10 protein-coding genes are annotated in these 13,275 nt (G+C 51.8%); 4 read left to right on the plus strand and 6 right to left on the minus strand.

Going from position 1 to position 13,275, the window contains the following annotated elements; translation table 11 throughout:
* Positions 1-56 precede the first annotated feature (56 nt).
* Together priA and ACG2F4_RS00630 are read right to left on the minus strand one after the other, a co-directional pair.
* On the minus strand, positions 57-2,501 hold the full coding sequence (gene priA, locus ACG2F4_RS00625) for a primosomal protein N' (protein ID WP_395257241.1): 2,445 nt from the start codon (positions 2,499-2,501) through the stop codon (positions 57-59).
* Between the two features lie 403 nt (positions 2,502-2,904).
* On the minus strand, positions 2,905-4,443 hold the full coding sequence (locus tag ACG2F4_RS00630) for a YifB family Mg chelatase-like AAA ATPase (RefSeq protein WP_395257243.1): 1,539 nt from the start codon (positions 4,441-4,443) through the stop codon (positions 2,905-2,907).
* A 120-nt stretch (positions 4,444-4,563) separates the two neighbouring features.
* On the opposite strand from ACG2F4_RS00630, the gene ACG2F4_RS00635 reads away from it, so the two are divergent.
* A complete protein-coding gene (locus ACG2F4_RS00635) occupies positions 4,564-4,989 on the plus strand; it encodes a DUF4342 domain-containing protein (RefSeq protein ID WP_395257245.1) in 426 nt (141 codons plus the stop codon).
* Between the two features lie 46 nt (positions 4,990-5,035).
* Here the strand turns inward: ACG2F4_RS00635 and trxB are convergent, their stop codons facing one another.
* Positions 5,036-6,007 (minus strand): thioredoxin-disulfide reductase, encoded by a 972-nt coding sequence (gene trxB, locus ACG2F4_RS00640; protein WP_395257247.1) that lies wholly within the window; start codon positions 6,005-6,007, stop codon positions 5,036-5,038.
* Between the two features lie 239 nt (positions 6,008-6,246).
* On the opposite strand from trxB, the gene ACG2F4_RS00645 reads away from it, so the two are divergent.
* From ACG2F4_RS00645 to ACG2F4_RS00655, 3 genes are all read left to right on the plus strand, one after another.
* Positions 6,247-7,380 (plus strand): Re/Si-specific NAD(P)(+) transhydrogenase subunit alpha, encoded by a 1,134-nt coding sequence (locus ACG2F4_RS00645; RefSeq protein ID WP_395257249.1) that lies wholly within the window; start codon positions 6,247-6,249, stop codon positions 7,378-7,380.
* Between the two features lie 95 nt (positions 7,381-7,475).
* Positions 7,476-7,763, plus strand: a complete 288-nt coding sequence (locus ACG2F4_RS00650; RefSeq protein ID WP_395257251.1) for an NAD(P) transhydrogenase subunit alpha — start codon at positions 7,476-7,478, stop codon at positions 7,761-7,763.
* Positions 7,763-9,184, plus strand: a complete 1,422-nt coding sequence (locus ACG2F4_RS00655; RefSeq protein WP_395257253.1) for an NAD(P)(+) transhydrogenase (Re/Si-specific) subunit beta — start codon at positions 7,763-7,765, stop codon at positions 9,182-9,184. The genes ACG2F4_RS00650 and ACG2F4_RS00655 overlap by 1 nt, the downstream gene beginning before the upstream one ends.
* Positions 9,185-9,257: 73 nt before the next feature.
* Here the strand turns inward: ACG2F4_RS00655 and ACG2F4_RS00660 are convergent, their stop codons facing one another.
* From ACG2F4_RS00660 to ACG2F4_RS00670, 3 genes are all read right to left on the minus strand, one after another.
* Positions 9,258-10,538 (minus strand): spinster family MFS transporter, encoded by a 1,281-nt coding sequence (locus ACG2F4_RS00660; protein WP_395257255.1) that lies wholly within the window; start codon positions 10,536-10,538, stop codon positions 9,258-9,260.
* Positions 10,539-10,895: 357 nt separating this feature from the next.
* The gene (locus ACG2F4_RS00665) at positions 10,896-11,963 is read right to left on the minus strand and encodes a hypothetical protein (protein ID WP_395257257.1); all 1,068 of its coding nucleotides are present in this window, start codon (positions 11,961-11,963) and stop codon (positions 10,896-10,898) included.
* 324 nt (positions 11,964-12,287) lie between these two features.
* The gene (locus tag ACG2F4_RS00670; protein WP_395257259.1) at positions 12,288-13,229 is read right to left on the minus strand and encodes a DUF4340 domain-containing protein; all 942 of its coding nucleotides are present in this window, start codon (positions 13,227-13,229) and stop codon (positions 12,288-12,290) included.
* Positions 13,230-13,275: the final 46 nt, after the last annotated feature.

Raw genomic sequence — 13,275 nt, forward strand, 5'->3', positions numbered from 1 at the left:
ACAATTGCGCTCTTTAATAATCGAATTTCTTCCGCATATTGCAAACGCCGACATTTTTACTCTATCGCATCAACATCAACATTTATTCGGACGCTGCTGGTTCCCTTTGGTTTTTCCTGGTCATAATAGTCAAACGTACGCTCCAGCAGCTGCTCAATTTCGGAGGTCTTCAACTGCGGATCCAGCTTCAGCATACTCTCCCAGCGCACAAAACCCTGCATCCTGGTGATCGCCGCGGGTGAAGGTCCCAGGACCGGGTATTGTCCCGCGATTTCGCGCAGGCAGCGGGTGAAGGCGTGGGCTACCCTCTCCACCTTTTGGGAATCTCGGCTTTTAAACTGAAATGCCACGATGCGGGAATAGGGAGGATAGTAGAGATCTTTGCGCTTGGCCATCTCCTGCCGGGCAAATTTACGGTGATCGTGCTCCCGCGCGCACTGAATCGCAAAATGATCTGACTGCCAGGTCTGCAGGTACACCTCTCCCTTTTTGTCGGCCCGACCCGACCGTCCCGAAACCTGGCTGAGAAGCTGATACATCCGTTCGGCCGATCGAAACGAGGGGAAGGCCAGCTCGGTATCCGCATTTATGACGCCTACGATGGTAACATTCGGGAAATCGAGCCCTTTGGCCACGAGCTGCGTCCCCACCAGAATATCAATGGCCCCATCTCCAAAACTCGACAAAATCCGTTCATGGCTTCCCTTGCCCGACGTCGTATCGCGATCCATGCGGCTGATGCTCGCATCGGGGAAAAGTTTCTCCAGCTCGTTTTCTACCTGCTGGGTGCCGATACCCTGCTGCTTGATCTCACTGCCGTTGCAGAACCCACACTTGCCGGGAATGCGCTGAGAGTACCCGCAATAGTGGCACCGAAGTGTATCTTGTATTTTGTGATAGGTCAGGCTTACGGAGCAGTTGGGACATTCCGGGATGTGCCCGCAATCGGCACACTGCAGAAAAGAGGAATAGCCGCGCCGGTTATGAAGCAGTATTACCTGTTCCTTCCTTTCCAGTGCTTCTTCAACCGCGTTGAAAAGGGATACCGCCAGCGGTCCTTTCATCGCCGACCGGTACTGCTTCAGGTCAACAACATGGACCTCCGGAAGCGTCGCTCCCTTGTGCCGGCTGGGGAGCGTAAGCATGGTGCTTTTGCCTTTCCGGGCGTTATACAGCACGTTCATGCTCGGCGTGGCCGATCCCATAACCACGGTAGCGTCATTCAGGTAAGCCCGCATAATGGCCACATCGCGACCGTGATAGCGCGGTGCCGGATCGGTTTGCTTGTAGGAGGCGTCATGCTCCTCATCGACGATGATGAGCCCCACCTCCTGGACCGGCGCAAAAATAGCCGACCGGGCCCCGATGGCAATCCGCTTCTCCCCATTTCGAAGATCCTGCCAGGCATTGTAACGCTCGCGGTCGGTAAGCCCGCTGTGGAGCACAGCGATCGTATCACCGAAAATCTGGTAAAACCGTCTTACGGTCTGAGGCGTCAGGCTTATTTCCGGGACCAGTACGATGCCCCCTTTACCCTGTTTCAGCGCCTTTTTAAGGGCATGGATATACACCTCCGTTTTTCCGCTTCCAGTCACTCCATATAACAAAAAGCTGGAAAAATTGCCCTCCTCCAGCGGATTTTCGATCGCCTCAAACGCCTGCTGCTGCTTTTTGTTCAGCTTCTTAATTTTGGACGGATCATGCTCCAAGCCGTCAATGGTGCTCGTTACCTCTACCTCTTCGGCACGAATCAAACCCTCTTCTGCGATCCTGTTCAGCGTATAATATTCCAGCAGCTCATGGTCGGTAAGCTCCTTATTCAACCTGGGCAGATCCAGCTCGCGAAGCTTGTTCAACGCCTGAATCCACTTGTATTCCTTGCCTTCGTCCAGATGCTTTTGAACCAGCCGATCCACCTCTTCCGGGGTGCTTTCAGGGTGCCAATCCCACTGCTTTTCGGTTTGCGGTTTCATCTTCATTACCGGACGCTCCCATACTTCGAGTGTTTCATTCCTGATGAGGCTGTTCAGCGCCCTTTTGTATTTTCCGTTGGACCACCGTTTTTGGGCTTCGTCATGCAGGTATTCCCCGTTCTCACTGATCTCCCGCAGAATTTCCTTTTCCTGTTGGCCCAAACCATCTTCAGAAGAGACATCGCCGGGCTGGAGATATTTTTCAGCATAGAAATTCAGTCCCACCGGCAGGGCCGTCTGAATCACTTCTCCCCATCCACAGTAATAAAACCGGTGAATCCACCGCGTGAGACTGAGCAGTTCGTCGGAAAGAACAGGCGTATCGTCCAGCACTTTTTCGATGGGCCGCGTGCTGAAATCCGGCTTGCGATCGTGGACAGCCACCACCATGCCAATAGACTTGTGCTTTTGCAGGGGGACCCACACGCGGGTGCCCACCTGGAGCTGATCCCGCAGGTGATCCGGTACGCCGTACGTAAAGGGGTGTCGTACGGCCGTGGGGAATACTATTTCCGCAAACTGTGGCAATAATCCGTTATTGAGTTAACATCACAAGTTGCGGACAGCATATCCAATTTGCTTCCCCAAGTCAATACTGCTTTGAAATATCACACAAAAAGCAGGTATAACAGGAGTATCAAAAAGGGAATTACGAATACCAAACCGCCTCTACCGTAACTTTGTTGGGTCATAACAGTGATCTTTAATTTTTCCATGGGACATTAAAGCGTCATTTTTAAGGCCGGCTTATCATTAACCGCCTATTTACTTATCTATGTTTATCCATTTTGTAACAGGCAACTGTGATATCGACACCTATTCGTACTAGCAGGACCATTTTTTGTTGCAACCGATGTTCTACGAACCAAGGGTTCATCCGGAATTTTTCTCAGCAAATTTGACTCTTTTTAATGCACGCCATGCACCGCAGTCATCCCAGCCAGCCTTCCCGGTCCAGGCTGCGATACTGAATCGCCTCCGCAACATGGTTCGGCCGGATCTCTTCCGAGTGCTCCAGGTCCGCAATCGTCCGTGATACTTTCAAAATCCGGTCATACGCGCGGGCCGAAAGTCCCAGTGAAGTGATCGCCTTCTTAAGCATCTGGGAACTGCTGTCATCCAGCTTGCATATTTTCCGGGACGTTTTTGTATTCATCTGGGCGTTGCAGTACACGCCTTTCACTCCCAAAAACCGCTGGGTTTGCCGCTCGCGGGCCTCCACCACACGCTCCCGGATCTCCTGCGAGGTCTCCCCTTTCGACTTGCTGGAGAGCTCCTCGTAGCTCACTTTCTGCACCTCAATATGCAGGTCAATGCGATCGAGCATGGGACCGCTGATCTTGCTCAGGTAGCGCTGCATCTGTGCCGGTGAGGCGCCCGCGGGATCGGAGGCGTCATACCAGTCGCCGGTCGGCGATGGATTCATGGAGGCCACCAGCATGATACGACTGGGATAGCTGACGCTCATTCTTGCCCGCGAAATGCTGACCGAGCCATCTTCCAGTGGCTGGCGCATCACCTCGAGGGCACTGCGCTTGAATTCCGGCAACTCATCCAGAAACAGGACGCCATTATGGGCCATCGATATTTCGCCCGGCATCGGTATGCTGCCGCCGCCTACCAGGGCCACATCCGAGACCGTGTGGTGAGGCGAACGAAATGGGCGCTGTGTGACCAGGGCCTTCCCGGAGGGTAGCAATCCTGATACTGAATGAATTTTGGTGGTTTCCAGGGCTTCATCGAGCGTCAGCGGGGGCAAAATAGTGGGGAGCCGACGCGCCATCATCGTTTTCCCGGAACCGGGCGGACCCACCATCACGGCGTTATGTCCACCGGCCGCGGCCACTTCCAGCGCCCGCTTCACATTCTCCTGCCCGCGCACATCACTGAAATCCAGTATTTCGCCCTGCCCATTTTTACTGAACATCTCGTCAATGTCAACCCGAAGCGGTTCCCCCACATCATCCTCGAGCCAGGCCATCACATCTACCAGTTTTTCAAAGGCGTAGACATTTATCCCTTCTACCACGGCTGCCTCGGGACCATTATCGGCGGGCACAATAATGTTTTCCATCCCCTGTTTTTGAGCTTCCACGGCGACCGGCAGCACGCCGTTTATCGGCCGCAACTTACCATCCAGGGCCAGCTCTCCGACGATCAATGTAGAATCCAGCTTGTCAGTCTTTAGCTGGCGGGAAACATTCAGCAGTCCCACGGCTATGGGCAGATCAAAGGCGCTGCCCTCTTTGGGAAGATCCGCCGGTGCCAGGTTCACGGTAACCCGTCCCCGTGGAAAGCTGGCGTCCGAATTGGAAAGGGCCGCCTCTATCCGGTCGCTTGATTCACTAACCGCCCGGTCGGGCAGCCCCACCAGAAAGTATTTTGGCATTCCTGATGACATATTCGTCTCTACTTCAATAATCTTGGCATCCACCCCGATGGTTGCCGCACTGTATACTCTTGATAACATGATTATGAATATTGAATCTTTATCGTTAACTCTACGTAGTAAGACCTGTGAGCGGGGTGATCCTTACAAAATTTTATCTATTTTGTGCATCGGAGTTGGAATAACATGAAAAAAGAGATTATGAAATCCTCAGAATCAAAAACGACCTTCACGGAAGAGTTAAAAGGAACGGTATCAGAGGTAATTAAACAGGTTCGCCGACTGATTAAAGAGGGTAGTGCGCGCCGGCTGATCATCGAGAACAAGGAGGGAAAAGTTCTCTTTCAGACGCAGCTTACCGCGGGCGTGGCGGGTACGGCCCTCGTTACGGCAATGGCACCCGTTATTTCGGCCATCGGGATGTTTGCCCTGTTTATGAATGATGTCAAAATTATCGTTGAACGCTATCCCGAAGAAGAGATGGATAAAGATGAATACGAAGTAGACGAGGCGGAAGTTGTCATCGACATTGAAGAGGATGAAGGCCCGAAAGCAAAGGATGATTCATCTCAAAAGGAGGAAGAGACGGAGAAAACGGTGGGCAAGGAAAAGCAAGAGGAGGAGTAACGAGTGATGAATAACGTCTCATCACTCGTTACTTGTTAGAACTGTATTATTCAGCTACGGCAACCTTTTCTTTTACCTCCTGCTCACCGAGATACCGTTCCGCATCGAGGGCGGCACGACAACCGGTTCCCGCAGCGGTAACGGCCTGCCGGTAGACGGGATCCATTGCATCTCCGCAGGCAAAAATGCCGGGCAGGTCTGTTTCGGTTGACTGGCCTTTCGTCTGGATATATCCGACATCATCCATCGTAAGCACCCCTTTGAATAGGTCGGTGTTCGGCTTGTGCCCAATCGCGATAAATACGCCGGTTACATCGTCGAGGGTGGTTATCTCCTGAGTTTCGTTGTTGATCACCTTTACACCGTCCACGACTTCATCGCCCAGCACCTCGTGGAGTTCGGTATCCCACATAAATTCAATTTTCTCATTGGCAAATGCCCGGTTCTGCATCGCTTTGGAGGCTCGCAGTTCCTGCCGGCGATGCAGCACGGTGACCTTGCTGGCAAACTTCGTCAGGAATGTGGCTTCCTCCATGGCCGTGTCGCCGCCGCCCACTACAATCACGTGCTCATCGCGGAAAAAAGCCCCGTCACAGGTCGCACAGGCAGAGACTCCTTTCCCGCGGAGGCGCTGCTCGCTCTCAAGTCCCAGCCACTTGGCTGAAGCCCCCGTGGAAATGATAATCGATTTTGCGTACAAGTCCGTCTCTTCATCGACGGTCAGCTTGTAGGGGCGCTCGTCAAATTCAATATTCGTAACCATGCCATAGCGGCAGTCTGCTCCAAACCGCTGGGCCTGGTCGCGAAAGTCCTCCATCATTTTCGGGCCCAGCACGCCTTCGGGGTACCCGGGATAATTTTCCACGTCTGTGGTCTGCATCAACTGGCCACCGGGTTCGGGTCCCTCAAACACCAGCGGGCTCAAGTCGGCGCGCGCCGCATACAAGGCCGCCGTTAATCCCGCGGGACCGCTTCCAACAATTACTACGTCAAATGTCTTACCTGCAATGTCTTCCATTTCTCTGATTCTTTGTTTTGAATTTCCAGTTCAATAATACAAAAAATAACCTTCAAGATTGAGTTGATATTTCCTATACAATCGATAGTATTTTTCGATATTTTAGCCCCAAAATTGATTAATCCGAATTAACAGACGAGGTAACCAGATAAAACTTTACTTTTACAGTAATTTGCATTTCATTCTATTCCTTTATTATATGTGTCTCAAGTTTATAACCGACAGTTGGAGGGAACATATTGATTATAGCAGTACCTAAAGAAACAGGGAAATTAGAAAAACGAGTAGCTCTCATTCCGGAAACGGCCAAACAGCTGGTCGACAAGAATTTTGACGTCTGGATTGAGAAGGATGCCGGTCATGCATCAAACTTCCTGGATTCGGCCTATGAAGAGGCTGGAGCCAAGGTTATCGCTGACCGTGACAAGCTTTTTTCGGAAGCGGATCTTCTGCTGAGCATTCTCACCCCGCCCGAAGAGGACCTGCAAAAACTTAAAAAAGATAGCGTCCTCGTCTGCTTTCTGTGGGCACTTCAAAACGAAGAGCTTGTCGAAAAGCTGCAAAGCCTGGGCGTCACCTCGCTGGGGATGGATGCCATTCCACGAATCTCCCGCGCACAAAATATGGACGCCCTCTCATCCATGAGCTCCATAGCCGGCTACAAAGCGGCGCTGATCGGGGCCAACGAGCTGGATCGCTACCTGCCGATGATGATGACCGCGGCCGGAACCATTGCCCCGGCAAAAGTACTGGTGCTGGGAGCCGGAGTTGCCGGACTTCAGGCTATTGCCACCGCCAAACGACTTGGCGCAAAAGTTGAAGCGTTCGACATACGCCCGGAAGTCAAAGAACAGGTGGAAAGCCTGGGCGGTACGTTTGTGGAAGTGCCCGACGTCGGCGAAGATACCGAGACCGACAGCGGCTATGCCAAGGAACTCTCGGAAGACAAGCAGGAGCGGCAGCGGCAGGTGATCCACGAACATGCCCAGAAGTCCAACATTATAATTACCACGGCCCTGATCCCCGGGCGTCCGGCCCCGCTGCTCATCACCAAGGAGATGGTCCGGGATATGCAGCCGGGATCGGTAGTGGTGGATATTGCAGCCGAGCAGGGAGGTAACTGCGAACTGACCGAGCCCGGGGAGTCAGTCCTGAAACATGAAGTCAAAATTATCGGGCCGCTGGACCTGCCGAGCCGGCTTGCCTACCACGCCAGCAAACTCTACTCCAAAAATATGTTGGCACTCCTCAACCTCCTGATTGATGAGGAGGGCGAACTCAATTTTGATTTTGAGGATGAAATTATCCTGAAAACCACGATTACCCATCACGGGGAAATCATCAGCCCCATGTTGAAGGAATCCGAATCCTGAACCGCAGAATAACGAACATCGAACTCTGAACTTTACTTTTTCTGCTTCAGAATTCGATATTCACTGATCTACATTCTTCATTCAAAAAAACGACTATGTCTGGTTTAATTTTCAATCTGTTTATTTTTGTGCTCGCATCTTTTGTGGGCTTTGAACTCATATCCAAAGTACCTCCCACGTTGCATACCCCGCTTATGTCCGGGGCCAATGCCATTTCAGGCATTACCATTATCGGTGCTCTTATTGTTGCCGGTGATGTCGGCGGCAACCTGGCGCACATCATAGGAATGGTCGCCATCATTTTTGCCACAATTAACGTCGTCGGAGGCTTTATGGTGACCGACCGCATGCTGGAGATGTTCAAGAAAAAGGAGGATAACTGATGAGTGAGTTACTACCACAAGGTATTCAAAATATTCTACCCGACCTCATACAACTGTTGTATCTGGTTGCGATGTCGTTCTTTATCATTGGCATCAAGCGACTGGGTTCACCGGCAACCGCCCGGTCTGGTAACCAGATGGCGGCGTTCGGTATGTTAATGGGCGTGGTAATCACGCTGTTTGACCAGCAAATTCTGACGTTTGAATATATCATAGCCGGCGTACTTATTGGTGGCGTTATCGGGGCCGTTGCGGCTAAAAAAGTGGAGATGACCGCCATGCCGGAGATGGTAGCCGTCTTCAACGGTTTTGGCGGCGGGGCTTCGGCGCTCGTGGCATGGGGCGAGTTTTCCCGAATGGAAGCCACTATGTTCGGCGGACAGGATCTCGTCACCATCGGGCTCAGTATCCTGATCGGATCCATCACGTTTACCGGCAGCTTCATCGCGTTTGGCAAGCTGAAGGGCTTTATAAGCGGTAAGCCGATCGCCTTTCCCGGCCAAAACTATTTCAACCTTTTACTGACTGCCGGAACATTGGTCCTGGTCGGATGGTTCACCGTTAATCCCTCCAGCATGCTGAGCTTCTGGCTCATTTTCGGCATTGCACTGCTGCTGGGCGTTCTTACGGTGCTCCCGATCGGCGGTGCCGACATGCCGGTGGTTATTTCGCTGCTGAACTCTTACTCCGGTATTGCCGCATCGATGGCCGGCTTTGTGATCGACAACAACCTGCTGATTATTTCCGGTGCCCTGGTCGGCGCTGCGGGACTGATCCTCACCAACATCATGTGCAAGGCGATGAATCGCACCCTCAGCAATGTGCTTTTCGGTGCCTTCGGTGGCGGGGGAGATTCAGGCGGAAGCGGACCTGTTGCTGATACCGATAAAACGGTTCGTGAGACTACTCCGGAGGATGTGGCATTGCAGACTTCCTACGCCAACAAAGTGGTCATTGTGCCGGGCTATGGACTTGCTGTTGCCCAAGCCCAACATGTGTTGAAAGAAGTTGCGGACACGCTCGAAGAAAAGGGCGTCGAGGTGAAATATGGTATCCATCCGGTGGCGGGACGAATGCCAGGACACATGAACGTACTGCTTGCGGAGGCAGACGTCCCCTACGACCAGCTCTATGACATGGAGCAGATCAATCCCGAGTTTAAATCAACGGATGTTGTACTTATTATCGGTGCCAACGACGTGGTGAACCCGGTCGCAAAAACCGAGCCCGGCAGCCCGATATACGGCATGCCGATCATGAATGTGGATGAGGCTGAACGGACCATCGTGTTCAAGCGCAGCCTCTCTCCCGGTTATGCCGGCATAGACAACCCGCTTTTCTACAAGGAAAGCAACCAGATGTTCTTTGGAGATGCGAAGAAGTCGCTTCAAGCCCTTTCACAGGCGCTTGGGGATGTTTAATGTTGAAAGTTGAAAGTTACAGGTTGAAGGTTGCAGGTTGCTTTTCCAATCTGTAGCCTTTAACGCTTACTTTTCACCCTTCCTTTTCTGCATCTTCATCATACGTTTTCATCGCCATTAAAAAACAGGCTGTTCCCAATATCCCGCAACAGGTGATCACCGTCATGAGCGCCCTGGCAGGACCGTAACTGCCGGTAAATACCGTATCCATCAGCCATCCTGTAACGGGAGGCCCCATCCCGAATCCCACCACGCTGATCACAAACAGGTACAGTCCACCCGCCAGTGCCCGCATATGGGGTTGTACGAGGTACTGAATAATTGCCGCCGCGACACCGTTATAGGATGAAGAAATTACATTGGCGGCCCCGATTAGAATCAATGCTGACCAACCAGTCTCCGCAAATAGCCCAAAATAGTAAAGCGGGAGACAGGCCAGTGCGGCCACCATGCCCATGACAAAGCGCCGGGAGGGCACATAACGGGAAGCCAGCCAATCAGCCAGTCGACCGGATACCATGACACTGCCACCGGTAGCCAGCATGAACCAGCCATAATAGGGTATCAGATGTTCCGACCCGTGGATATCGGTCAGTACCGTCCCGATAAAACCGAGTATGGTATAACCGGTAAAAGCCAGGAAAGAAAATCCCGTAAAATGAAATATAATTGTCTTTTTCTGCAGGATATAGCGTATCACGTCTCCGAATGACTGCTCAAACTGGTATCGGCGCTGCTCCTGCATGAGTCCCCGCGGCAATTCCCGGATTGCAAACCATCCGACAACAGCCAACAGGACTCCGGGTGCGCCCACTGCTTTCAGGGCGGTCCGCCAGTCATACGCCTGCGCAATCGATCCACCGCCTAAAAAAGCGACTCCGATACCCAGGAAAATGCCTGAGGCATAAACCGAGAACACCGTTGCCCTCCTTTGGGGCTCAAAGTAATCGGCAAGGAGTGAGTATACCGCCGGACTTAGCGCGGATTCGGCCACACCCACAAAAAATCGGGCTGAAATTAACAGAACCAAGCCGGTGGCAAAGCCGCTAATAAACGTCATCACACTCCAGATAACCAACCCGAGCAAAATAATTTTCTTCCGGGAATACAGGTCGGCCATACGTCCCATCGGGATGCCGCAGACAGCGTAGATCAGTGAAAAGGCGGGACCGTACAGCAAGCCCACGCTGAAATTATTCAGATTCAATTCTGCTTGAATGCGTGTGGCCAGCACCGCTATAATCTGCCGGTCAACAAAACTGCAGATATAGACCAGGGTTAAAAAGGCGAGTACAAACCAGGCGTAGCCGCTGCCAACCAGCTTTAGGGCTTTCTTCTTGTTCGGGACGGGCATCCGCTATCAATTAATTCATCGAATTATTCGGATCAGGAAATGAACAAATCGAAAATATCTTTTCCAAAAAATATTACCTGTTGGTATTGATCATGAAGAGTAAAAAACTATCGCTTATGCAGACTATATACAATGTGTCCCAACATTTATAAACCGCGATATCGACGATGGTATCCAGTTTTTAGCGGCTTCCCAGCCTGTATCGTAAAAGAATGGAAAATTGCTTGCTGGACGCGCTCACTCCCTGAATTGGTCACCCCGGAACCTACGGTGTGCCTGAAGGCTGTGGCGAGCCAGTTTGCCCCAGAGCCTGTTTTATCAACAGGAAATTGATATACCTGTTGACTAACGGCAAACTCACCAGGGCACCGGCACCCAGGCACTCGAGGCGAACACGCCCGCGAGGGCTAACATGGCAATCAAAAAGGTGCTCATGACGATCGCCGCCGCAGGAGGATCGAAATGGGTATCGCTGTGAGAATAAAAAATGCGCTGTATCCACTCGCCGAAAACAGCTGAAATGATTCCGAATAATCCCCCGAGCAGCACCATGAGCGAGAGCGAACTCTGGGCATATTCGCCCCCCGTTGCCGCGACAATAGCCGTACTGGCCACCAGTGAGATGTGGTGGGTGACCGGAACATTGGCGACCCCGCAGTTCAAAAACAGCAGCGAAGCCGCGCTGATTCCGAAAGGAAGAAACACACTTCCCGTTTGAACGGTGATAAAAGCGGCCATAATACCAACCACAAAGCCCAGCATTCCCACATCCCCCCATTTATACTGGTGCGGCAGCCAAGGTTCAACTTTCAGACGGCTCCCTGAACTGCTGTCTCCGGCTGCGGCTTCTCCTATTACGCGTTGCTCATCATTCTCAAAGGGTTCCATATTCAACAGCCCCTCCCTGGCCTCTCCAATCAGTGGATAGCCAAATGCCAGCCGGTGAGCCACCGCCGACAGCACGACGCCCATTGCTATCGGGTCCCATGGAAGCGAAAGGGTGGTAGAAAGGGTTGTGATCCAGTATCCCAAAATCCCAAACAGTCCGCCCACAAACATGACATCCGGCCTGGGTCCCTGGGCGTAGGCGATATTCTTGGCTTCATGATAGGCAAAACCGGTATCCATGTATCCTTTTTTGGCGGCAAAAGCCGAGGCGGCCGCGCCGGCAGCAAAACTTATATGTGGACCAAACACCGGTCCGAAGCCAATAGACCCGGTAATGGAACTGGTGTTGGCAAGATCGGCGTCTGCGGTCAGAAGCTCTAAAAAATCTCCGCTCAAAATACTGGCCGTCTCCCCGGCAATCACCATGAAACCGGTGAAAATAAAGGCGGGCAGGGCCCCGATGGCACTCCCGAAAGCTCCCCCCGCAAACGCTGCCAAAATCATCCCCAAAAACCACAAGTCCGCAAATTCAGCCATTTAATCCCTTCCTTTTATCTATTTTTATTTGTGATTCCCTGCCTTCTTACTCCATCCTAAACTGGCTTTCGCTGTCTGCCGGATGAGCATCACCAGAGGCAACCATTTCGTCCATCCCATCAGGACCGTAGCTAATGTGTAAATACAAAATGGAAACTGCAAGGCCATTGATGTGAATCATATAACATTGGCGGGTCCACTTCACTCCCTCATCGTAAATTCATCGATAATTTCAAATCCATCTTATCCACTTCAGAAACACGTATCAGGCGGGAGGGTTGGTGTTTGGAGTCTTTGAAAATAAAATATTTTGCAAAACCTCTGTCAATTTTCCAATAAATCCTCCCGTGCTCTCAGTACGGAATTATCAAACGACGACTTGTTGAGAGTAAAAGTATATGGAAAATCGGTAGCTACGGCTTGATAAGATGAAGGCTCCCCATCCAGCGATTTGAGCCGCAGTGTTTTCCGGGACCCGTTTTGAAGCTGAACCTGGATGGCATAACGTTCATTTCCGAACTGATCCGGGGCTTGATCCTTGACAAAACCGTCGGCTCTCAGTCTGCCCAGATTGCTGGTAATGCGGCTGACGGAGCTGCTGTTCAGGGTGTCTCCTTCTGAAACCCAGCTGTTTCCCGTACCCGCCCGCTGGATACTGTATGAACTGTCTGCGGGAAACAGGAAATCAATCCGGGAAATTTGAGAATCCTCCAGCTCCCAGACAACCTTGTTTCGCCATCCTTCCAGATCTTTGCCAAATGTGGGACTCAGCAGTCGGTCCACGGCATAAACCGCTTCATCCTCAACAGGCCGGACGTAATTGTTGTACTGTTGACGACTTATAATCCGGGGAGCCCCGATTATAAGACTCGACAACAGGGTTTCATCGTCATACAGGGATACTTTCGTACCGGTACTGTCAACTTTAAAGCGGGTGTACTTTTGGGGATCCCGGGTAGCAACCGCCTGTATATTCAACGCATTTAACTGCTCAATAGCCCGCTTTATGGCATTCTCATCAGCGGGGTAATGCACCTCTTCAGCACTTTGTCCCACCATCCAGCTGCTGTTTTCCCTTTGCAGAGAAATCATTCGATTTTGGGTTGGCGACTCAATTTCTATCCGGTCCACCATGGCGGTATCCACCTCCACCAGGCTGGTCCGGAACGCCTCGCTGGAAGACGAGGTGTCCGTCCACTTTAAAAGTCCGGTAATCACCAATAGAACTACCCAAATAATGGCCAGTGATTTTGTTGCCTGCGTCATGACTGCTTTGTCCGGTTATTAGTTATTAGTCGTGAGTCGTGAGTCG

Source organism: Halalkalibaculum sp. DA3122 (genome assembly GCF_043951865.1).
In the GTDB taxonomy this organism is placed as follows: Bacteria; Bacteroidota; Rhodothermia; order Balneolales; family Balneolaceae; genus JAMQKA01.